A 21,365-nucleotide genomic window follows, 5' to 3' on the forward strand; every position below is an offset into this window, starting at 1 on the left:
TCCATCTTGCCCCTCGGGCCGTGGCCTGTCACTCAAGGGAGTCTAAGGGAGCCACCGGCCGGCCCTTCCTGACGCCGCCCCCGACCGCCGTCCCCACACGGCATCTCCCCACGTCATCCGCGTACGCCGCCCCCGGGAGGCGGTGTGGGGAACGGCCGGACGTCAGCGCCGGACGAGTGGAAGAAGGGGTTCCAGATTCTCCCAGCGGTCGATCTCGCAGCCGTTCGCGCGGGAGAAGCGGGCGTCGACCTCGTGGCCCCGCCAGGTGCCGGTCACCCGTGCGAGGACGGACCCGCCGTACACCTGTGCGCACATCCGGCCCTCGGGGACCGGTCGGAACGGGTCCTCGTCCGCCGCCGCGAGCCGCTCCAGGCGCTCGCAGGCGCGCGCGGCGGCCGGGTGGTCGCCGCCGGGCCGGTCGCCGCACGTCAGCTCGAAGGTGCCGTCGGCCTCGGGGTGGCCGCTCCCGGAGATCGCCACGGTCAGGGCGTCGGGCGCGGGCGCGGGGAACAGCGGCAGCGGCGGCAGGGGGCCGAGGCCGGCGGCACCGGCGGCGGTGGCGAGGGACGCGAGGGCGATACGGCGCAGCATGCGGATCTCCAGGAGCGCGGGTGCACGGCGGACTCGGCGGGCGCGGGCGCACGGCGCGCCCGTCCGGTCTAACGCTCCGGACGCGGCGGCGTTGCGCGGACGGGGGAGTGCGCCCGGCGGGCGCGCGGGTCCGCACGCGCGCCGGTGGGCTTTGCCCTGGACCCCGGAGGACTAGTACGGTGAGAATCGATTGGTGACAGCCGGTTCGTCTGTGTCATCATCTGCACGCACCACCCGCGTATGCGCGAGGTGCATGGAGGCGTCGCCTAGTCCGGTCTATGGCGCCGCACTGCTAATGCGGTTTGGGTCTTAAAGCCCATCGAGGGTTCAAATCCCTCCGCCTCCGCCCCTACCGAAGCCCCGGCCCCCAAGGCCGGGGCTTCGGCCGTTCCCGGACCTGCCCCCGCGACGCCTGTCGGGACGTTTTCGCAGGTCACAAGGGGTGGGGCAATCGGATTTCACATGACGGCGGCAGTCATGTAATGTTCTTCCTGTCGCCGCGAGCGGGTCGAAAGACCGGGGAGCGAAGACAAGAACTGAAAACAAGCACTCGTAGCTTAACGGATAGAGCATCTGACTACGGATCAGAAGGTTGCAGGTTCGAATCCTGCCGAGTGCACAGAGTCGAGAGGCCCCGGACATGGCGTCCGGGGCCTCTCGCGTTGTCTGATGCGGAACCGGCCGGGCCCGGAAGGAGACCCGGGCAGGGGCGGGGCTCCTCGGAGCGTGGGTTCCGCCGGGTCACGGGCCCGTCGAGGTTTCCGGTGGGGCGGGGCGGGTGGGGTCTCGGGTCTGGAGGGCCAGGAGGTAGCCCGCCTGGAAGCGGCTCTCGGCGCCGAGTTCCTCCATCAGCTGGGCGATGTGGCGGCGGCAGGTGCGCAGGGACATGCCGAGTTTGCGGGCGATCTGCTCGTCCTTGGCACCGGTGATCAGGCGGGCCGCGATGGAGTCGCGGAGCTGGATCGAGGTCGCCGTGGTGTACGAGGTCGAGAACGGTTCGGCCAGGTTCCAGACGTGGGTGAAGACCGAGCGGAGGAACGCGACGGCCGAGGGCTCGCGGAGGACGACCGCCGAGTCCGGGTCGTCCCAGACGGGCAGGAAGGCCAGGGACCGGTCGAAGACGACCATCTTGCCGAAGAGTTCGCCCAGCGTCCGCACCTCGGCGCCGGCCTCGACGACCGCGGCCACGTACTCCTGGGTGCCGGGGTTGTAGCGCGCGGTGTGCTGGTAGAGCGTGTGCAGCCGCACGCCGCGCCGCAGCATCTCCAGGTCGCGCGGGAGCGCCCGTTCCAGGTGGCCCGCGGGGCGTCCGCCGCCGGGCTGCACGGTGAGGACCTCCTCGGTGCAGCGGGCCGCCGCGTCGGAGATGAGGAGCATCACGCGGTCGCGGGACGAGACCGTCTCGACGGCCGCCGAGTCCGTTCCGCCGCGCCGGGCGTCCTCGTACAGCGGCGCGAGGGAGTCGAGCCGGGCCCGTGTGCGCTCCAGGTCCTCCAGGCGCCGGCGCAGCCTGCCCTCCTCCGGGCCGACGATCTCGGCCGCCGCCGCGTAGGGGCTGATGGGGTGCCAGGGGCCGTCGGGATCGCCGGGCGCGCGGGTGAGGAGGCGGTGCCGGGACAGCTCCTCGGACGCCTTCCGGACGCCTTCCGGAGTCAGGCCGAGGGCGTCGGCGAGGGCGGCGAGCGGGGCCGGGCCGTGGCGGAGGAGGTGGGTGTACAGACCGACCGCCGCGGGGGCGAAGCCCTCCGCCCCGCCGACGGCGGCGCCGGGGGTCGAAGTCGGTCCGGGCAAGGCGGAGTCGGGGGTCGAAGTCGGCCCGGGTAAGGCGGAGTCGAGGGCTGGAGCCGGTCCGGGCAAGGCGGTACTAGGGGCAGGAGCCGGTCCGGGCAAGGCGGTGCCGGGGGTCGAAGTCGGCCCGGGCAAGGCGGAGTCGGGCTCCTCGCCGGGTCGCACCTCGATCAGGGTGCCTGTTTCTGAGTGGTTGTCCATCTTTGCCCCCTCCCTTTCGTGCCATGCACGTTGCTGACGGCCCGGAAGCCTGGTCCGGGCATTCCTGCCGGGCGATCCTTGAATCACCGAAGGGGGAACCCCCGAAAGCGGAAATCCGGACCAGGGAGAACACCATGAAGCTCTTTCGATTCATGTGCGCCGCGGCTTTGACGGCGAGCGTGATCGGGACCGGCATCGGCGCGCTTTCCCCGGCCCCGGAACCGGCTCCGGCCGTGGCCGCGACCGCGACCGCGGACGGGAAATCCGTTCGGACCCCGGCGGAGAGCACCGAGCGGTGCAAGAAGCCGGGCGACACCGAGTGGGGCGCCCCCGCCTCCACCTGCCCGAAAGCCCTCGTGTGACGGCCGGAACGGCCGGGGCCCACCGGAACCGCCGGGTCCGCGGCGGCCCTCCCGCCCCGCGCTCCCGCTCACGTGACCGCCGTACGAACGGGGCGCACCGGCTCCTCGGCCTCGCGGCGCTCCTCGGCATCGGCGCCGGATGCGCCCTCGCCCTGGTGACGGGGCGGTCCGCCGGACGCCGGACCCCCGAGCCCCCGAGAGCCCGCCCGGCCGGGCGCCCGCTCCCCGACGACGCACTCGACCACCTCACCACCTCCTGGTGACGCGCGTTCCGCCTTCCGGAAAAGCCGCCGCACGTCGGGGCGGCGCGGAAGCCGGTATTCGCGACTTCTCCACCGGTCCCGTACGGGATCCCATCATCCCGGCCGCCGCGCACGACGCGGCACGGCCGAAAGGGCAATTCGTTCTGCCCGAAAGAACATTTCCCGCTCGATTCCCGTTCGACGAAGAACGTCGAAACCCGCCACGCAAGGAAGTGCATCAGAGATGAAGAACAACAAGCGCGCCGCCTACGCCGTCATCAGCGCGATCGTCGCCGCGGGCGTCCTGCTGCCCTCGACCGCCTCGTACGCCGCCTCCGCCGCTCCCGCCTCTCCCGCTCCTTCGGTCTCCGCCGCCCCGAAGCCCCTGGCCTCGTACGCCACCCCCGCTCCCGTCGACGTCCCGGGCGCCGGGCAGGTCCGGGCCGCCGGCCTCGCCGCGCCGCCGAAGACGCAGGGGTTCGCCGTCGCGGTCGAGGTGATCGTCGCGGTCGTCGACATCGCGAGCAAGATCTACAACATCACCGTCGACGCCCTGGAGAAGAAGCAGAACCGCGACGGATACGTGAAGTCCCTGATGGAGGGGTCCTTCTACGACGCCGGCCAGCGGTACAACGTCATGGTCATCAACGACGCCAACCGCTACTCGATGAACCTCCAGGGCATCAGGTCCGACGTCAAGGTCAAGAGCGACTACGGCACCTACCGGGTCGTCGTCTTCGAGTCCGGGAGCTTCACCAACCACGGCGACGGCGGCTGGATCAACTGGGGCTTCAAGGGCTGGTTCGACCGCAACGGCGGTTCCGTGACCTTCTACCGGTCCTGGTGACGACCGAGCCCCCTCCCGCCCTCCCCCGGTTCGTTTCCTCCGGCCTTCCCTCCCCTTTCATTCGAACAGGAGTTCCCCTCATGCGTCGCATGACCTCGCTCGCCGGTGTCGCCCTCGCCTCCCTCGCCCTCACCGCGGTCGCCGCGCTCCCCGCGCAGGCCGCCGAACGCTCCCCGGCCCCCGGCCCCGCCAAGCTCTCCGCCCCCGCCACCGTCGGGGCGCAGGCGGCGAAGCCCGGCGAGGCGGGTGCCCTCGGCACCGTCCCGATCGTCTCCGTGCACGGCGACGCCCCGTTCAAGGGCGCCGTCGAGAGCGCCCTGAAGAACATCGACACCGACGACCGCGGGTCCTACGTCCAGCAGGCGGTGGACAGGGTCTTCGACGCGGCCGGCGGCCGGTACAACGTCATGGTGTTCAACCTGAGCCAGGGGTACGAGAACGGCCTCCGCGACGTGAAGCTCTACGCCAACGTCAAGTTCGGGAAGGTCTACTACGGCGTGTGGATCTTCGGGGCGGGCGGCACCTTCAAGAACACCGGTGACGGCGGCTGGATCAACTGGGGCTTCCGGGGCTGGTTCCACCGCGACGGCGGCACCGTGACCTTCTGACCCGTCCCGCCCCTCCCGCCCCTCCCGTCCTCTCCTCCGCTCCCGCGCCCCGGCGGCCCCGCGTCCCCCGGCGGCGGGAGCGGCTAGGGTCGACGGACCGTTCTTTCGTCGCACAGGGGCTTCCGTCGCCCAGGGGGTTGGACCATGGCACTCTTCGGGAACGCGCACGCGATCGACCCGGCGCAGGCGCAGCAGGACTTCGCGCGGCTGCTCGGTCCGGGGGAGCAGGTGCACGCCGCGTACCTGCTGATACGGGACACGATCTTCTTCACCGACCGGCGGCTCGTGCTGGTCGACAAGCAGGGGATCACCGGCAAGAAGGTCGAGTACCACTCGATCCCGTACCGGAGCATCACCCACTTCGCGGTCGAGACCGCCGGCACCTTCGACCTCGACGCCGAGCTGAAGATCTGGATCTCGGGCAGCCAGCTGCCCGTGCAGAAGACCTTCACCAAGGGCGTCGACATCTACGAAGTGCAGGCGATCCTCACGCAGTTCGTCGCCAAGTAGGCGGCACGGAAAGGGGAGGACCCCCGGGGAAATCCCGGGGGTCCTCCCCTTTTGGGTGAATCCGTCTTATTTGCATGTCAGTTGAATATGCCTTCGGACTAACTTGCGAGGCGGAGGTGATGATCGATGGACGCGATCGACATCGATGACGTGGTGTACGCCGCCACCGGGGAGCGCCTGCGGAGGCTGACCGCGCCGGACGGGGCCCACTGGTTCCCGGTGGCCGAGGTGGCGAAGCGGCTGGGGTACGCGGGGACGAGGGAGGCCCTGCGGACGGTGGAGCTGCCCGGGGAGTGCCTGGCGTCCGCGCGGGAGATCGCCGGCGACGACGCCTACCTCCGCCGGAGCGGGATCCGCGCGTCGGCGCGGATGGTGAGCCTCCAGGGGCTCGTCCAGCTCGTCGGCGCCTGTCGCAGGCCGGAGGCCGGGCCGTTCCGGGCGTGGGTGGCCGAGGTCGTGGCGGCGGTCCAGCGGTACGGCGGGTACGGGCTCGAACCCTCCCCGGTGCACGCCGGGTTCCTGCTGCCGCCGGAGCTCGTCGACGTCCTCGTGCGCCTGGAGGGCCGGATCGACGAGCGGGCCCTCGCCCACACCGGTCAGGTCGAGTACGCGGAGCTGCTCCGCGAGACCCGGCAGAGCCTCTCAAGGGTCGCCGAATCCCTTGAGCGGCTCGCCGTGCCCCGCCAGCGCACCGGCTCCGCCGTCGCGCTCAGCCCGCAGGAGCTCGTCGAGTCCTGGGCCATCACCGGGGACGTGCGGACGGTCGCCGACTGTCTCGCCCCCGGGCTCGTCCGGGGCGGGGTGCGCTACCGGACCCAGGACGTCACCCGCCGCACCGGGCTCTCCGGCGAGCGCGTCCGCGACTGCGTGCGGCTCCTGCTCGAACGCGGCTGCATGCGGCAGGTCGGAGAGCCCGACCCGGACGGGACCCGGATCTACGTGCTGCCCTGATCCGGGCGCCGCCCGTCGCGGGTGGCGGAGACTGGAGGTCCGAGGCGGTCGGGAGCGCGGGAGGCGTGGGCGTGGAGTGGCGGTGCCGGGGGATCACCTGGAGCGGCGGAGCACCGGGGCTGAGGTGGCGGGGCGGGAAGGTCAGCCCGCTCGCGTACGGGGGGCCGCTCGCCTTCCGCGCCCTCGGGGAGCGGCGCTGCCCCGGCGCCCGGGGCAACCCCTGTCCGCTGGCGGCCGCCGTGCCCGGCCGGGCCACCGGTGGGCGGTGCGCGGAGTGCGCGCGGCTCGACCGGGCCCACTCGGTCGCGGCCGACACCGTCGCCGACGACCCCCAGCCGTACCGCGTCTACCTGGCCTGGTTCGGGCCCGGCATGACCAAGGTGGGCATCACCGCCGAGGCCCGGGGCGAGGCCCGGCTCCTGGAACAGGGGGCCGTCGCGTTCAGCTGGCTCGGCCGGGGGCCGCTGATGGCGGCCCGGCGCACCGAGGAGGTCCTGCGGCAGGCGCTCGGCGTGCCCGACCGGGTCGCGTACGAGCGCAAGCGGGCCGCCCGGCACGCCCTGCCGCCCGCCGCCGACCGGGCCCGGGAGGTCGAGGAGCTGTACCGGAGGGCCCGCGGGGTCGGAGGCTGGACCGAGACCCTGGAGCCGCTGGGGTTCGCCCCGCGCGACCACGTCGGAGCCTTCCGCCTCGACGGCCTGCCGCCGCTCGCCGGCACGGTCACCGAGCTGACCGACGGCGGCACCGTCACCGGGCGGCTGCTCGCCGCCGCCGGGCCCGACCTGCACCTCCTCGTCCCCGACGGGCGCTGCCTCGCCCTCGACACCCGGCTCATGGGCGGCTGGGTCCTCGGCAAGGCCGAAGCGGGGGACGGTTTCTCCGTGCCGGTGACGGCGGCGGTTCCCGCGAACGACCCGGACGAGCAGGGGGAGCTCTTCTGAAACGGCTCCCGGGGCGGCTTCCCCGGCTGTTTCCCTCCACCACGTCCCGGACGGCTTCCGGGACGGATGCCTGAGCGACGTTCCGGACGGCTTCCCGAGCGGCTTCCGGACCACGCCCCGAACCACGCCCCGTGCGGCTTCCGGGCCGGCTCCCCCGGCGGTCTCCCGGCGGCTTCCCGAAGGGCTCCCTCCGGCGCTTTTCGCCGCCGGACCCGCTTCGTAAAGTCTTGGATCCCTTTGGCCGGGGGCCGTGGACATCCCGGCCCGGCCCCGGCGAGGGTGATCGCATGACCCCGAAACTGGTGGCGGGCATCGAACCGCCCTACTACACCGCTGTCTTCACCTCGGTCCGCCCCGACGCGCCCGAGGGGTACGCCGAGACCGCCTCCCGGATGCAGGAGATCGTCCGGGAGGTCCCCGGCTACCTCGGATACGAGTCCGCCCGCACCCCCGGCGGCATCGGCATCACCGTCGCCTACTTCCGCGACCTGGAGTCCCTCGACGCCTGGCGCCTCCACGCCGAGCACCAGGAGGCCAAGGCGTACGGGCGGAAGCACTGGTACGACAGCTACAGCGTCCACATCGGCAGGGTCGAGCGGAGTTACGGGCATGAGCGCGGGTGACGGCACGGACGGGGCGGTCGGTGTCGTCGACATCCCCGCGCTCCTCACGCGGCTCGCGCTCCCCGGACTCGTCGACGTGCACACCCACTTCATGCCGAAGAACGTCCTCGACAAGGTCTGGGCCTACTTCGACGCCGTCGGCCCGCTGACCGGCCTGGACTGGCCCATCACCTACCGCGAGGAGGAGGACCGCAGGCTCGCCCTCCTGCGCGGGTTCGGCGCGGTCGCCTTCACCGCGATGCTCTACCCGCACAAGCCCGGCATGGGCGCCTGGCTGAACTCCTGGGCCGCCGACTTCGCCGCCCGCACCCCCGACTGTCTGCACACCGCGACCTTCTTCCCCGAGCCGGGTGTCGACGGCTATGTCCACGAGGCGCTCGACGCTGGGGCCCGCGTCTTCAAGGTGCACCTCCAGGTCGGAGGGTTCGACCCGAACGACGCCCGGATCGACGGCGTCTGGGGCAGCCTCGCGGACAGCGGCACCCCCGTCGTCGTCCACTGCGGCTCCGGACCGGCCCCGGGGAACTTCACCGGCCCCGGCCCCATGGGACGGCTCCTCGCCCGCCACCCCCGACTGCGGGTGATCGTCGCACACATGGGGATGCCCGAGTACGGCGACTTCCTCTCCCTGGCCGAGCGGTACGAGGGGGTCCACCTCGACACCACCATGGCGTTCACCGACTTCAGCGAGCGGCTCGCGCCCTTCCCCGAGGAGGAGCGCAAGCGGCTGATCGGCCTCGGCGACCGGATCCTCCTCGGCTCCGACTTCCCCAACATCCCCTATCCGTACGCCCACCAGCTCCACGCCCTCGAACGGCTCGGACTCGGGGACGACTGGCTCCGCAAGGTGCTGTACGAGAACGGCGCCGCGATGTTTCACGTGAAACCGGAGCGATGAGCCACGGAGCGTGCCGTTTCACGTGAAACGGGCCCCGTGGACGCCTGGCCGTCGATGGACGTTTCTCAGGGAATTCACAGGAAAGCGAAAGGGGCCTTTCAGCGGGGGCGGTCAGCGTGGAGCCCATGACCGTCACCCCACACCGCACGAGCGGTCGTGCCGGCGTCCGTACCGGCACCCGCGCCGACATGCTCCGCGCCGACGGAACCGCCGTCCGGGTCCTCGTCGTCGACGACGAGGCCTCGCTCACCGAGCTGCTCTCCATGGCCCTGCGCTACGAGGGATGGCAGGTCACGAGCGCCGGGGACGGGGCCGCCGCCCTGCGCTCCGCGCGCGAGTTCCGGCCCGATGCCGTGATCCTCGACATGATGCTGCCCGACATCGACGGGCTGAGCCTGCTCGGCTCGATCCGGCGCGAACTGCCCGACGTGCCGGTGCTCTTCCTGACCGCGAAGGACGCCGTGGAGGACCGGATCGCCGGGCTCACGGCGGGTGGCGACGACTACGTGACCAAGCCCTTCAGCCTGGAGGAGGTGGTGGCCCGGCTGCGCGGCCTCATCCGCAGGTCCGGGGCCGCACAGGCGCGCAGCGAATCGCTGTTGACCGTCGGGGACCTGACCCTCGACGAGGACAGCCACGAGGTCACCCGGGGCGGCACCTCGATCCACCTCACGGCGACCGAGTTCGAGCTGCTGCGCTACCTCATGCGCAATCCGCGCCGGGTGCTCAGCAAGGCACAGATCCTCGACCGCGTCTGGTCGTACGACTTCGGCGGCCAGGCCAACGTGGTCGAGCTCTACATCTCCTATCTGCGCCGGAAGATCGACGCGGGACGCTCCCCGATGATCCACACCCGGCGCGGGGCCGGCTACCTCATCAAGCCGGGGGAGTAGCCGCCGGTGACACGAGGCACGCCACCGGGCCGGGGCGCGCGGCGGCCCTGGTCGCTGCGCACCCGGCTCGTCGTGTCGGCGGTCGCGCTGATCGCGGTCGTCGCGGCCGTCATCGGCACGGTCACGACGATCGCGTTCCGCTCGTACCTGTACGACCAGGCCGACGAACAGGTCCGGGGGCTCTCCCAGCGGGCCGCCGGGCCGCCGGTCGTCCTGCCCGTGCCCGACCCCGGCCGGAGCCGGGAGCCGTTCGCCTTCCTCGGCGGTCCGGGCGCCCCGATAGGAACCCTCGGCGCGGTCCTGACCGACGGGGAGATCACCTCCGCCGGGTACTCGACCGAGGTGGCCGGGAGCAGCGGTGCGGACGGACCGAGGTTCCCCGTCGAGGAACTGGACGCGGAGCAGCGGACCGCCCTCGCCGCCGTCCCGCGCGACGGCGGGCCGCACACCGTGGAACTTCCCGGCGGCCTCGGCTCGTACCGGGTCGCGTACGCGGAGGGCAGCCGGGGCGCCTTCCTCACCGGCATCCCGCTCACCGAGGTCGACGGAGCCCTCTCCACCCTCGTCCTGGTCGAGCTGAGCGTCACCGGCGCCGGGCTCGTCGCGGCCTCGATCGCCGGGACCGTGCTCGTCCGGGTGGCCCTGCGTCCGCTGCGGCGGGTCGCCGCCACCGCGTCCCAGGTCGCCCGGCTCCCGCTGCACAGCGGCGAGGTGGCGCTCCACCAGCGGGTCCCGGAGACGGAGGCCGATCCGCGCACGGAGGTCGGCCAGGTCGGTGCGGCCCTCAACCGGATGCTCGACCACGTCCACTCGGCCCTCGACGCGCGCCAGCGGAGCGAGACCCGGGTCCGGCAGTTCGTCGCCGACGCCAGCCACGAGCTGCGCACCCCGCTCGCCTCGATCCGGGGATACGCGGAGCTGACCCGGCGGGGCCGCGAGGAGTGCGGCCCCGACACCCGGCACGCCCTCGGCCGCATCGAGTCGGAGGCGACCCGGATGACGGGCCTGGTGGAGGACCTGCTGCTGCTCGCCCGGCTCGACGCCGGCCGCCCCCTCGCGGACGAGCCCGTCGACCTCGTCGCCCTCGTCCTGGACTCCGTGAGCGACGCCCGCGCGGCCGGGCCCGGCCACCACTGGAGCCTCGAACTCCCCGAGGAGGGGGCGGAGGCGCGGGGGGACGGCGCCCGGATCCGGCAGGTGCTCCTCAACCTCCTCGCCAACGCCCGCACCCACACCCCGCCCGGCACGAAGGTCACCGCCCGCGTCCGCACGGAGGGGACGGACGCGCTCGTGGAGGTCGAGGACGACGGGCCCGGCATCCCGGAGGCGCTCCTGCCCTCCGTCTTCGAGCGGTTCGCGCGCGGCGACGCCTCCCGCTCCCGCACCGCCGGCTCCACCGGCCTCGGCCTCGCGATCGTCCGCGCGGTCGTCCTCGCCCACGGCGGCGAGGTGACGGTGGAGAGCGCCCCCGGCCGGACCGCCTTCGGCGTCCGGCTGCCCCTGGAGGGCGTCTCGCCGGGCTCGCGGTGTCCCGCGCCGTTTCCTGACCCCGCCTGATCGACACGGCGCCCCCCGGGGCGTGTCCGGCGGATCAGGGCCGGACAGGACGCGGGCGACGGCCCGGGCGGAGACTCACAGGCGGGGCACAGGCTCAGCACACAGCCGTGACAGCCGCCCCGGCGAGTGTCTGGGGCATGCGAACCCCAACGATCGCGCGGCCCGTGCCCGGCGCCCTGCCCGCCCGGGAACACCTGCCCGTGGACGTCGCCGGACGGCCCGTCCTGGACGTGGTGATCCCCGTCTACAACGAGGAGAAGGACCTGGAGCCGTGCGTCCGCCGGCTCCACGCGCACCTCTCCCGGACCTTCCCGTACGGCTTCCGCATCACCGTCGCCGACAACGCCTCCACCGACACGACGCCCGCCGTCGCCGCGGCCCTCGCCCGCGAGGTGCCCGAGGTGCGCTCCGTGCGCCTCGAACAGAAGGGGCGCGGGCGGGCCCTGCGCACGGTGTGGTCGGCGTCGGACGCGCCCGTCCTCGCCTACATGGACGTGGACCTGTCCACCGACCTGAACGCGCTGCTCCCGCTGGTCGCGCCGCTCATCTCCGGCCACTCGGACCTGGCGATCGGCTCCCGGCTCTCCCGCTCCTCGCGAGTGGTCCGCGGCCCGAAGCGCGAGTTCATCTCCCGCGCGTACAACCTGATCCTGCGCTCCTCGCTCGCCGCCCGGTTCTCGGACGCGCAGTGCGGGTTCAAGGCCATACGGCGCGAGGTCGCCGAGCGGCTGCTCCCGATGGTCGAGGACACCGGCTGGTTCTTCGACACCGAGATGCTGGTCCTCGCCGAGCGGGCCGGCCTGCGGATCCACGAGGTGCCGGTCGACTGGGTCGACGACCCCGACTCGACCGTGCACATCGTGAGGACGGCGACGGACGACCTGAAGGGCGTCTGGCGGGTGGGACGGGCCCTCGCGACCGGCTCGCTGCCGCTCGACCGGCTCGCCCGGCCGTTCGGGGACGACCCCCGGGACCGCGACCTCAGCGGCGTGCCGGGCGGCCTCGCCCGCCAGCTCGTCGGCTTCTGCGCGGTCGGAGCCCTGTCCACGCTCCTCTACCTGGCGCTGTACTCGGCCTTCCGGCTCGGCCTCGGCCCGCAGCTCGCCAACGCCGCCGCGCTCCTCGTCTCGGCCGTCGCCAACACGGCGGCCAACCGGCGCCTCACCTTCGGGGTCCGGGGCCGGGACCGGGCCGTCCGCCACCAGGCGCAGGGGCTCGTGGTCTTCGCCATCGGCCTGGCCCTGACCAGCGGTTCGCTCGCCGCCCTCGGCGCGGCGACCGGCGACCCCTCGCACTCCACCGAGCTGGCCGTCCTGATCGTCGCCAACCTCGCCGCGACCGTCCTGCGCTTCCTCCTCTTCCGGCTCTGGGTCTTCCCCGAGCGGGCCACCGCAAGGAACGAACGATGACCACCCCGAGCCCCACGGCACCCGCCGCCCGGGGGAGCGACCGGCTCGCCCGTCTCTGGCGCGGACGCGCCGAGGACGCCCCCTGGGTCCGCCCCGCCCTCCTCGGCCTGCTGGCCCTGACCGGCGTGCTCTACCTGTGGAACCTGAGCGCCTCCGGCTACGCCAACTCCTTCTACTCCGCGGCCGTCCAGGCCGGCGGGGAGAGCTGGAAGGCCTTCTTCTTCGGCTCCCTCGACGCGGCCAACGCCATCACCGTCGACAAGCCGCCGGCCGCGCTCTGGCCGATGGCCCTCTCCGTCCGCCTCTTCGGCCTCGGCTCCTGGCAGATCCTCGTGCCCGAGGTGCTCATGGGCGTGGCCACGGTCGGCGTCCTGTACGCGGCCGTCCGGCGCCGGTTCGGCGCGGGCGCGGGCCTGATCGCGGGCGTGGTCCTCGCGCTGACGCCGGTCGCCGCCCTGATGTTCCGCTTCAACAACCCGGACGCGCTGCTCGCGCTGCTCATGACGGTCGCCGCGTACGGGGTGCTGCGCGCCCTGGAGGGCGGGCCGGGCGCGGCGAAGTGGCTGGTGGGGGCGGGCGTGGCCTTCGGCTTCGCGTTCCTGGCGAAGACCCTCCAGGCCTTCCTGATCCTGCCGCCGCTCGCCCTCGTGTACGCGGTGTGCGCGCCGGACGGGATCGGGCGCAGGATCCGCGACCTGGCCCTCGCCGGGCTCGCGATGCTGGTCTCGGCGGGCTGGTGGGTGGCCCTGGTCGAGCTGTGGCCGGCGTCCTCCCGTCCGTACGTCGGGGGCTCGCAGAACAACAGCTTCCTGGAGCTGACCTTCGGCTACAACGGCCTCGGCCGGATCAACGGCAACGAGACCGGCAGCGTGGGCGGCGGAGGCGGCCCCGGTGGCGGCATGGGCGGCGGCGGCCGGTGGGGCGAGACCGGGATCGGACGGATGTTCAACGACTCGGTCGGCGGCCAGATCTCCTGGCTGCTCCCGGCCGCGCTGCTCCTGCTCGTCGCGGGGCTCGTCGTCACCCGGCGGGCGCCCCGCACGGACACCGCGCGCTCGGCGTTCCTGGTGTGGGGCGGCGCGCTGCTGATCACCCTCGCGGTCTTCAGCTTCATGGCCGGCATCTTCCACGAGTACTACACGGTCGCCCTGGCCCCGTACGTCGCGGCGCTCGTCGGCATGGGCGCCTCCGTGCTGTGGGAGGAGCGGACCCGGTTCGCGGCCTCGGCGGCGCTCGCGGTGACGGCGGCGGTGTCGGCCTGGTGGGCCTGGACGCTGCTCGGCCGTACGCCGGACTGGCTGCCGTGGCTGCGCTGGGCGGTCCTGGTGGCGGGCCTCGCGGCGGCCCTCGGGCTGCTGGTGGCGGGCCGGGTCGACCGGCGCCTCGGGCTCGCGGCGGCGGGCCTGGGCCTGGCGGCGGGCCTCGCGGGCCCCTTCGCGTACACCCTGGCGACGGTGGACACCGGCCACCAGGGCTCCATCGTGACGGCGGGCCCGGCGGGCGGCCGGGGCCCGGGCGGCTTCGGCGGACGCATGCCGGGCGGCTTCGGGGGCCGGATGCCGGAGGGCGGGGCGGCGTTCCCGGGAGGTCCGGGAGGCCAGGGTGGCCAGGGTGGCCAGGGTGGCCAGATGCCCGGCGGCCCCGGCGGCCAGGGACAAGGCCAGGGACAGGGCCGAGGACAAGGCCAGGGCCAGATGCCCGGCGGCGCCTCGCCCCAGGGCATGCCGCAGGGGGCACCCCAGGGCAACGCCCAAGGCGCGCGTGGCGAGCGCCCCGGCTTCGGCGGTGGCGGTGGCGGCATGGGCGGTCTCCTCAACGGCGCGAACGTCGGTGCGGAGGCCGAGGCGGCGCTCCTGAAGGACGCCGGTTCGTACACCTGGGTCGCGGCCACGGTCGGCGCCCAGAACGCCGCCAGCTACCAGCTCGCCACGGAGAAGCCGGTCATGGCGATCGGCGGCTTCAACGGCAGCGACCCGTCCCCGACCCTCGCGCAGTTCAAGCAGTACGTCGCCGAGGGCAAGATCCACTACTTCATCGGAAGCGGCGGCGAGGACACGGGCGAGAACGGTGGGCGCACCGGCGGCATGGGCGGCGGCATGGGCGGCAACTCCGAGATCTCCGCCTGGGTCTCGGAGACCTTCGAGAAGGTCACGGTCGGCAGCGCCGCCTTCTACGACCTGACCAGCAGGAAGTGACCTCGGATCATGGCCGGAAATAACCGCTATACAGCGTAAGGGAGCCCTTGTACGGTGTACGAGCCCTGCTCTCGTACACCGTACAAGGAGTTCTGCCCATGACGGCGACGACCGCCGCGAACGAACCGTCCGCCGCCACCGGCGGCCACCCGCAGCGCTGGCTGATCCTCGGCGTCATCTGCCTGGCCCAGCTCACCGTGCTGCTCGACAACACCGTGCTCGGTGTCGCCATCCCCTCGCTGACCTCGGAGCTCCACGCCTCCACCGCCGACATCCAGTGGATGATCAACGCGTACTCGCTCGTCCAGTCCGGTCTGCTCCTGACCGCCGGCAACGCCGCCGACCGCTACGGCCGCAAGAAGCTCCTCGCCGCCGGACTCGCGCTCTTCGGCCTCGGCTCGCTCGCCGCCGGACTCGCCGGATCCACCGCCCAGCTGATCGCCGCCCGCGCGGGCATGGGCGTCGGCGGCGCGCTGCTCATGACCACCACGCTCGCCGTCGTCATGCAGATCTTCGACGACTCCGAGCGGGTCAGGGCCATCGCGCTGTGGGCCACCGTCAGTTCGCTCGGCTTCGCCGCCGGGCCGCTGATCGGCGGTGCCATCCTCAGCCACTTCTGGTGGGGCATGATCTTCCTGATCAACATCCCGGTCGCGCTCGTCGGCCTGATCGCCGTGGTCAAGCTGGTCCCCGAGTCCAAGAACCCCCGGGGCGAGCGGCCCGACCTGGTCGGCGCGCTGCTCTCCACCGTGGGCATGACCGCCGCCGTGTACGCCATCATCACCGGCCCCGAGCACGGCTGGACCTCCGCCGAGGTGCTGGTCCCGGCGAGCGTCGGAGTCGCCGTCCTCGCCGCCTTCGCCCGGTGGGAGCTGCACGTCCCGTACCCGATGCTCGACATGCACTTCTTCCGCGACCAGAAGTTCGTCGGCGCGGTCGCGGGCGCGATCCTGGTCATGTTCGGCATGGGCGGCTCGCTCTTCCTGCTCACCCAGCACCTGCAGTTCGTCCTCGGCTACGAGCCGCTGGAGGCCGGTCTGCGGATGGCGCCGCTCGCCCTGACCGTGGTCGCGCTCAACCTGACCGGCGTCGGCCCGCGGATCGTGGTGAGGCTCGGCACCGCGCCCACCGTGGCCGTCGGCATGACCCTCGTCGCGGCCGGCCTCGCCTCGATCGCCCTGATCGGCGGCGGGACGAACAGCAGTTACTGGGGGATGCTCCTGGGCCTGGTCCTGATGGGCGTCGGCCTCGCGGTCTCCAACCCGGCCATGGCCAACGCCATCATGAGCGCGATCCCGCCGGAGAAGGCCGGTGTGGGCGCGGGCGTCAACGGCACCCTCGCCGAGTTCGGCAACGGCCTGGGCGTCGCCGTCCTCGGAGCCGTGCTCAACGCGCGCTTCGCCGCCCTCGTCACCGTCACCGCGACCTCGCTGCCCGCGGCCCTCGCGGCGGCCGGCGACGACGCCGAACGGGCCCGGGTCTCCGACGCGTTCGCCTCCGGCCTCCAGACCAGCCAGCTCGTCGGCGCGATCGCCGTCCTCGCGGGCGGCCTCCTCGCCGCGGCCCTGCTCCGGCGGGCCGAGCGGACGGAGAGGAGCGCGGTCCCGGATCCGGCGGCGGCTGCCTAGCATGGTCACGAACCGCTGACAGACGGAGGAGCGCGATGGTCAAGGCAGCCGATCGGGCCGAGAACCCGGCGCGCTCCAGCGTCTGGCTGGAGGAGCGGACCCCGCGCGCCGGGGGCGGTCCGGCCGGGCTCGACCGGGACCGGATCGTGGCCGCCGCGATCCGGATGCTCGACGAGGAGGGCCTGGCCGGGCTGTCGATGCGCAAGCTCGCGACCGAGCTCGGCGTCACGGCCATGTCGCTCTACTGGTACGTGGACACCAAGGACGACATCGTCGAGTTCGCGCTGGACGCCGTCTACCGGGAGGTCGACCTCGGCGCGGTGGAGGCGGCGGAGACCTGGCAGGACCGGATCCGGGTGCTCGCGCTCGTCTACCGCGGGATGCTGGTCCGGCACCCGTGGCTCTCGCCGTGCGTCGGCTCGTACCTCAACATCGGGCCGAACGCGCTCGCCGTCGGGTACCGGATCCAGCAGGCCGTCCGGGACTCCGGGCTGCCCCTGCACGGCGTGCCGGGCGCGATGGCGGCGGTCTTCCAGTTCGTGTACGGGTACGGCACGATCGAGGGCCAGTTCGGCGCGCGCGCGGCGGCCGCCGGCATGTCGCAGGAAGACTTCTACCGCGAGGCGCTCACGGCCTTCCGGGACGACCCGGAGTTCTCGCCGAAGGTCGAGGACATGAAGGACATCCTCGACGAACGGGCCTCGCACGGCAGCGTCAGCGACATCTGGGAGCGGGACTTCGCCTTCGCCCTGGACGTCCTGGTCTCCGGCATCGAGGCGATGGTGGCCAGGGAACGGGAACGAACCGGAGACGGGGACGAACCGGAGACGGGAATGAGCCGGGAACGGGGACGAACCGGAGACGGGAATGAGCCGGGAACGGGGACGAACCGGAGACGGGAATGAGAACGACGGAGCGGCGGGCCGTCCCCTGCCCGCCGCTCCGTACCCGACCCGGCCGCGCCTCCGCTCGAAGCGCGGCCGGGAGTCTTTTCGCCGGTCCTACCGGGCGTCCGCCGAGACCTTGGCGTCGGCCGGGGCCTTCGCGGCGCCGGCGCCCGTCTTCTCGTCCGTCTTCGCCGTGCCGCTCTTGAGGGCGACCTCCTTGATGAACAGCGTCACCAGGAAGGCGAGCAGCGCGAACGGCGCCGAGTAGAGGAAGACGTCCGCGACGCCGTGGCCGTACGCGTCCTCCATGACCGTGCGGATCGGGGCCGGCAGCTTGTCCATGTCGGGGATGGCGCCGCCCGTGCCGCCCTGGCCCACCGCGGCCGCGGCCTTCGGGCCGAGCTCGGTCAGCCCCTCCTTGACGTAGTCCGTGACCCGGTGGGCCATGACCGCGCCGAGCGCCGAGACGCCGACCGCACCGCCCAGGGAGCGGAAGAAGGTGACGACGGAGGAGGCGGAGCCGAGGTCGGCGGGGGCCACCTGGTTCTGGGTGCAGAGCACCAGGTTCTGCATCATCATGCCGAGGCCGAGGCCGAGCAGCGCCATGAACAGCGCGATGTGCCAGTACTCCGTGTCGTAGCGGATCGTGCCGAGCAGGCCGAGGCCGCCGGCGGCCAGGGCGCCACCGCTGACCAGCCACGCCTTCCAGCGGCCGGTCTTGGTGATGACCAGACCGGAGACCGTGGAGGAGACGAACAGGCCCGCGATCATCGGGATGGTGAGGACGCCGGACATCGTCGGCGACTCGTTGCGCGCCAGCTGGAAGTACTGGCTGAAGAAGACCGTGCCGGCGAACATCGCGACGCCCACGAAGAGCGAGGCGAGCGAGGCGAGGGTGATCGTGCGGTTGCGGAAGAGGCGGAGCGGGATGATCGGCTCGCTCGCCCTCGACTCGATCAGGACGAACACCGCGCCGAGTGCGACGGCGCCGAGGACCATGACGACCGTCTGCCAGGACATCCAGTCGTACTTGTCGCCCGCGAAGGTGACCCAGATGAGGAGCAGGGAGACGGCGGCGCTGATGAAGAGGGCACCGGCCCAGTCGACCTTGACCTCGCGCTTCACGACGGGGAGCTTCAGGGTCTTCTGCAGGACGACCAGGGCGATGATCGCGAAGGGCACGCCGACGTAGAAGCACCAGCGCCAGCCGAGCCAGTCGGTGTCGGTGATGACGCCGCCGAGCAGCGGGCCGCCGACGGTGGCGACGGCGAACGTCGCGCCCAGGTAGCCGCTGTACCGGCCGCGCTCGCGCGGGGCGATCATCGCGGCCAGGATGATCTGGGAGAGGGCGGTGAGACCGCCGACGCCGATGCCCTGGACGACGCGGCAGGCGATGAGCATGCCGGTGCTCTGCGAGAGGCCGGCGACGACCGAGCCCGCGACGTAGATGAGCAGGGCTATCTGGACGAGCAGCTTCTTGGAGAAGAGGTCCGCGAGCTTGCCCCAGAGGGGAGTGGTCGCGGTCATCGACAGGAGGGCCGCGGTCACGACCCAGGTGTAGGCGGACTGTCCGCCGCCCAGGTCGGTGATGATCTGCGGCAGGGCGTTGGAGACGATCGTCGAGGACAGGATGGCGACGAACATGCCGAGCAGCAGCCCGGAGAGCGCCTCCATGATCTGCTTGTGCGTCATCGGGGCGCCGCCGGAGGCGAGGTCCCCCTCCTTGGCGCTCCCGCCGCGCACACCGGTCTCTGGTGTGGTGCTAGCCATGGACTTCCTTCGTTCTCAAGCGTGGTGGGCCCGGCAGTCCCCGAAGGAATCGCGGAGGCGGGCGAGCAGGGTGGTGAGCAGTTCGACGTCTTCGTCGGACCACTCCACGAGGGTGCGGGCGAGCATGTCGGTCAGCCGTCGGTCGAGGACGGCGAGCATGGACTCGCCCGCCGGGGTCAGGTGGAGGATGCGGGAGCGCCGGTCGGCGGGGTCGGGCAGGCGCTCGACCCACCCGCGGTCCACGGTGTGGGCCACATGGCGGCTGCTGACCGACACGTCGACGGCCATCAGCTCGGACACGCGGCCCATCCGCATGTCCCCGTGGTGGTTCAGCAGGGCGAGGACGATCGCGGAGCCGCCGGGACACTCGGCGGGCAGGGTCCGCGCGAGTCCGCGCTTCACCGCTCCGATGGCGCTCACCTGGCGGGCGAGGTTCTCGTACCGGTTGCCTCTGTCCATTGCGCACTCCACCGCGTGGTCCACCGGGTGCTCCACATATCTTGTTGCTTAGGGCAACCATAGAGATGGATGGTTGCTCCAGGCAAACTAAATCGGTCAAACGGCGCTAAAGAATCGGCAAAGGGGGACCCGGGGGCCGTGTGCGGCCCCTCGCGCGGGCCCCGGGGCGGCCGGGGTTGGGCGGCCCGGCCGACTTCGCTAGGGTCCTGGCCCATGGCACACAACCCCCAAGCACCGTACGGCCAGGGCCAGGGCCCCGAAGGCTCCCACGACCCCGCCGGCAGCACCCAGATGTTCCGCGCCTTCGTCGACGAGGGCGCCCCGCAGCAGCAGCCGCAGGCCGTCGCCGCCTCCTCGGGCCCCCGGGTCGGCCTGATCGCGGGCGTGGTCGCGGCCGTCGTGATCCTGGCGGCCGTCGCCTGGCTCGCGTTCGGCTGACGACCGCTCCGCAGGTCCCACACCCGCCGTACGACCTGCACGACCTGCACGACCTGCACGACCTGCACGACCCGCACGACCCGCACGTCCCGCACATCCAGGGCGGGCCGGCTCCGCACCGCGCGGACCGGCCCGCCTTTCCCCTGCCCTTTCGCCGATGGGCCCTCGCGGCGCTTCCACGGAGCCGCCCGCGCCGTCACGGAGTCCGGCGACGGATTCCGTCCGCGCCGTCGCGGAGCCGTCCACGGCGTCACGGAGTCCGGCGACGGGGCGAGCACCTCGGAGGTCCGCTCGATCAGCGCGTCCGGGCCCTCCGCGCCCTCGCCCTCGCTCCACCGGCGCGGTACGGCGTCGAAGGCGGCCGGCGCCATGCCCGCGGCGGGCCGGCCGAACTGCGCGGCGGCCCGACCCGCGTGCGGCTCTCCGGCGCGGCGGCCGGCCCGGAGGCGGGCCGCCGGCTGTGCGAGCTCTCGGAACGCCTGACCGGGGTGCGGTTCCCGGTGGCCGCCGGACAGCGGTCGGGGCCGGACGGCGACCGGCCCCCTCGCCGGCGCGACCGCCCGTGCGAAGGGGCCGTCCGAAGGGGCCGTCCGAAGGGGCCGCCGGGCGGCGGTCAGTCGGAGATGAGGCCGTCCCGGAGCTGGGCCAGGGTGCGAGTCAGCAGGCGCGAGACGTGCATCTGGGAGATGCCGACCTCCTCGCCGATCTGTGACTGGGTCATGTTGGCGAAGAAGCGCAGCATGATGATCTGCCGCTCGCGGGGCGGGAGTTTGGCCAGCAGCGGCTTGAGCGACTCGCGGTACTCGACGCCTTCGAGGGCGGTGTCCTCGTAGCCGAGGCGGTCCGCGAGGGAGCCCTCGCCGCCGTCGTCCTCGGGCGAGGGGGAGTCGAGCGAGGAGGCGGTGTACGCGTTGCCGACGGCGAGGCCGTCGACCACGTCCTCCTCCGACACCCCCAGCACGGCGGCGAGTTCGGGGACGGTGGGGGAGCGGTCGAGCTTCTGGGCGAGCTCGTCGCCGGCCTTGGTGAGGGCGAGGCGCAGCTCCTGGAGGCGGCGCGGGACCCGCACCGACCACGAGGTGTCGCGGAAGAAGCGCTTGATCTCGCCGACGACGGTCGGCATGGCGAACGTCGGGAACTCCACGCCCCGTTCGCAGTCGAAGCGGTCGATCGCCTTGATCAGGCCGATGGTGCCGACCTGGACGATGTCCTCCATGGGCTCGTTGCGGGAGCGGAAGCGGGCGGCCGCGTACCGGACGAGGGGGAGGTTGAGCTCGATGAGGGTGTCGCGGACGTAGGTCCGCTCCGGGCTGTCGGCGGCGGCGCCCTCCGTGTCCAGGGCGCGCAGCCGCAGGAAGAGGGAGCGGGAGAGGGTGCGGGTGTCGAGGGCGCCGGTCGTGACGGGCATCGGCGGCGGCGCGGGCTCCGTGCTCTCGGGCGCCGTCGGCGCCGTCGTCTGCGTGGGCACGGGAACGACGGGAACGGGCGTGAGCGTGAGCACCTTGGAGCTGTCCAGTTCTGTGGACATGCCACCCCCTTGAGGTCGCGGACGGTCGCGGTGCCGCGA

General features: G+C 72.9%; 21 protein-coding genes and 2 tRNA genes. 18 read left to right on the forward strand and 5 right to left on the reverse strand.

Going from position 1 to position 21,365, the window contains the following annotated elements:
* Positions 1 to 162 precede the first annotated feature (162 nt).
* On the reverse strand, positions 163 to 591 hold the full coding sequence (locus ACIQKA_RS17430; RefSeq protein ID WP_383149400.1) for an SSI family serine proteinase inhibitor: 429 nt from the start codon (positions 589 to 591) through the stop codon (positions 163 to 165).
* Between the two features lie 255 nt (positions 592 to 846).
* On the opposite strand from ACIQKA_RS17430, the gene ACIQKA_RS17435 reads away from it, so the two are divergent.
* Together ACIQKA_RS17435 and ACIQKA_RS17440 are read left to right on the forward strand one after the other, a co-directional pair.
* Positions 847 to 937: transfer RNA gene (locus ACIQKA_RS17435), tRNA-Ser, on the forward strand.
* 200 nt (positions 938 to 1,137) lie between these two features.
* Positions 1,138 to 1,210, forward strand: a tRNA-Arg gene (locus tag ACIQKA_RS17440).
* Positions 1,211 to 1,332: 122 nt separating this feature from the next.
* On the opposite strand, the gene ACIQKA_RS17445 is transcribed toward ACIQKA_RS17440, so the two are convergent.
* Positions 1,333 to 2,382: a LuxR C-terminal-related transcriptional regulator gene (locus ACIQKA_RS17445; protein ID WP_402541429.1), complete on the reverse strand. Its 1,050-nt coding sequence runs from the start codon at positions 2,380 to 2,382 to the stop codon at positions 1,333 to 1,335.
* A gap of 332 nt (positions 2,383 to 2,714) precedes the next feature.
* Here ACIQKA_RS17445 and ACIQKA_RS17450 point away from each other — a divergent pair, with 332 nt between their 5' ends.
* From ACIQKA_RS17450 to ACIQKA_RS17520, 15 genes are all read left to right on the forward strand, one after another.
* Positions 2,715 to 2,942: a hypothetical protein gene (locus tag ACIQKA_RS17450; RefSeq protein WP_383149366.1), complete on the forward strand. Its 228-nt coding sequence runs from the start codon at positions 2,715 to 2,717 to the stop codon at positions 2,940 to 2,942.
* Entirely contained in the window at positions 2,939 to 3,205 is a 267-nt protein-coding gene (locus ACIQKA_RS17455) for a hypothetical protein (RefSeq protein WP_383149364.1), read from the forward strand. Before ACIQKA_RS17450 ends, ACIQKA_RS17455 begins: the two co-directional genes overlap by 4 nt.
* Before the next feature lie 223 nt (positions 3,206 to 3,428).
* On the forward strand, positions 3,429 to 4,031 hold the full coding sequence (locus ACIQKA_RS17460) for a hypothetical protein (RefSeq protein ID WP_402541430.1): 603 nt from the start codon (positions 3,429 to 3,431) through the stop codon (positions 4,029 to 4,031).
* An 80-nt stretch (positions 4,032 to 4,111) separates the two neighbouring features.
* Positions 4,112 to 4,639 carry a stress protein gene (locus tag ACIQKA_RS17465; protein ID WP_383429925.1) on the forward strand — a complete coding sequence of 176 codons (528 nt, stop codon included), beginning with the start codon at positions 4,112 to 4,114 and terminating at the stop codon, positions 4,637 to 4,639.
* 144 nt (positions 4,640 to 4,783) lie between these two features.
* Positions 4,784 to 5,149: a PH domain-containing protein gene (locus ACIQKA_RS17470; protein ID WP_030204774.1), complete on the forward strand. Its 366-nt coding sequence runs from the start codon at positions 4,784 to 4,786 to the stop codon at positions 5,147 to 5,149.
* A 126-nt stretch (positions 5,150 to 5,275) separates the two neighbouring features.
* The gene (locus ACIQKA_RS17475) at positions 5,276 to 6,100 is read left to right on the forward strand and encodes a BRO family protein (protein ID WP_383149358.1); all 825 of its coding nucleotides are present in this window, start codon (positions 5,276 to 5,278) and stop codon (positions 6,098 to 6,100) included.
* Between the two features lie 71 nt (positions 6,101 to 6,171).
* Positions 6,172 to 7,041 carry a DUF2797 domain-containing protein gene (locus tag ACIQKA_RS17480; RefSeq protein ID WP_402541432.1) on the forward strand — a complete coding sequence of 290 codons (870 nt, stop codon included), beginning with the start codon at positions 6,172 to 6,174 and terminating at the stop codon, positions 7,039 to 7,041.
* Between the two features lie 287 nt (positions 7,042 to 7,328).
* Positions 7,329 to 7,664: an antibiotic biosynthesis monooxygenase family protein gene (locus ACIQKA_RS17485; protein ID WP_383149355.1), complete on the forward strand. Its 336-nt coding sequence runs from the start codon at positions 7,329 to 7,331 to the stop codon at positions 7,662 to 7,664.
* Entirely contained in the window at positions 7,651 to 8,562 is a 912-nt protein-coding gene (locus ACIQKA_RS17490) for an amidohydrolase family protein (protein ID WP_402541433.1), read from the forward strand. The genes ACIQKA_RS17485 and ACIQKA_RS17490 overlap by 14 nt, the downstream gene beginning before the upstream one ends.
* Before the next feature lie 125 nt (positions 8,563 to 8,687).
* Positions 8,688 to 9,455, forward strand: a complete 768-nt coding sequence (locus ACIQKA_RS17495) for a response regulator transcription factor (RefSeq protein ID WP_402541434.1) — start codon at positions 8,688 to 8,690, stop codon at positions 9,453 to 9,455.
* A gap of 6 nt (positions 9,456 to 9,461) precedes the next feature.
* Complete coding sequence (locus ACIQKA_RS17500) at positions 9,462 to 11,012, forward strand: sensor histidine kinase (protein WP_402541435.1); 1,551 nt, start codon at positions 9,462 to 9,464, stop codon at positions 11,010 to 11,012.
* A 137-nt stretch (positions 11,013 to 11,149) separates the two neighbouring features.
* The gene (locus tag ACIQKA_RS17505) at positions 11,150 to 12,421 is read left to right on the forward strand and encodes a glycosyltransferase (protein ID WP_402541437.1); all 1,272 of its coding nucleotides are present in this window, start codon (positions 11,150 to 11,152) and stop codon (positions 12,419 to 12,421) included.
* Positions 12,418 to 14,616: an ArnT family glycosyltransferase gene (locus tag ACIQKA_RS17510; RefSeq protein WP_402541438.1), complete on the forward strand. Its 2,199-nt coding sequence runs from the start codon at positions 12,418 to 12,420 to the stop codon at positions 14,614 to 14,616. The genes ACIQKA_RS17505 and ACIQKA_RS17510 overlap by 4 nt, the downstream gene beginning before the upstream one ends.
* A gap of 98 nt (positions 14,617 to 14,714) precedes the next feature.
* Positions 14,715 to 16,244 carry an MFS transporter gene (locus tag ACIQKA_RS17515; RefSeq protein ID WP_402541440.1) on the forward strand — a complete coding sequence of 510 codons (1,530 nt, stop codon included), beginning with the start codon at positions 14,715 to 14,717 and terminating at the stop codon, positions 16,242 to 16,244.
* Between the two features lie 35 nt (positions 16,245 to 16,279).
* Positions 16,280 to 17,149, forward strand: coding sequence for a TetR/AcrR family transcriptional regulator C-terminal domain-containing protein (locus ACIQKA_RS17520; RefSeq protein ID WP_390109752.1), 870 nt, complete (start codon positions 16,280 to 16,282; stop codon positions 17,147 to 17,149).
* 96 nt (positions 17,150 to 17,245) lie between these two features.
* On the opposite strand, the gene ACIQKA_RS17525 is transcribed toward ACIQKA_RS17520, so the two are convergent.
* Entirely contained in the window at positions 17,246 to 18,901 is a 1,656-nt protein-coding gene (locus ACIQKA_RS17525) for an MDR family MFS transporter (protein WP_402541441.1), read from the reverse strand.
* Between the two features lie 15 nt (positions 18,902 to 18,916).
* Positions 18,917 to 19,360: a MarR family winged helix-turn-helix transcriptional regulator gene (locus ACIQKA_RS17530; protein ID WP_366373111.1), complete on the reverse strand. Its 444-nt coding sequence runs from the start codon at positions 19,358 to 19,360 to the stop codon at positions 18,917 to 18,919.
* A 213-nt stretch (positions 19,361 to 19,573) separates the two neighbouring features.
* Here ACIQKA_RS17530 and ACIQKA_RS17535 point away from each other — a divergent pair, with 213 nt between their 5' ends.
* Positions 19,574 to 19,798, forward strand: coding sequence for a hypothetical protein (locus tag ACIQKA_RS17535; RefSeq protein ID WP_383149339.1), 225 nt, complete (start codon positions 19,574 to 19,576; stop codon positions 19,796 to 19,798).
* A 613-nt stretch (positions 19,799 to 20,411) separates the two neighbouring features.
* Here ACIQKA_RS17535 and ACIQKA_RS17540 read toward each other — a convergent pair.
* Positions 20,412 to 21,326: an RNA polymerase sigma factor SigF gene (locus ACIQKA_RS17540; RefSeq protein WP_383149337.1), complete on the reverse strand. Its 915-nt coding sequence runs from the start codon at positions 21,324 to 21,326 to the stop codon at positions 20,412 to 20,414.
* Positions 21,327 to 21,365 lie beyond the last annotated feature (39 nt).

It is taken from the genome of Streptomyces sp. NPDC092045, from assembly GCF_044756005.1.
GTDB lineage: Bacteria > Actinomycetota > Actinomycetes > Streptomycetales > Streptomycetaceae > Streptomyces.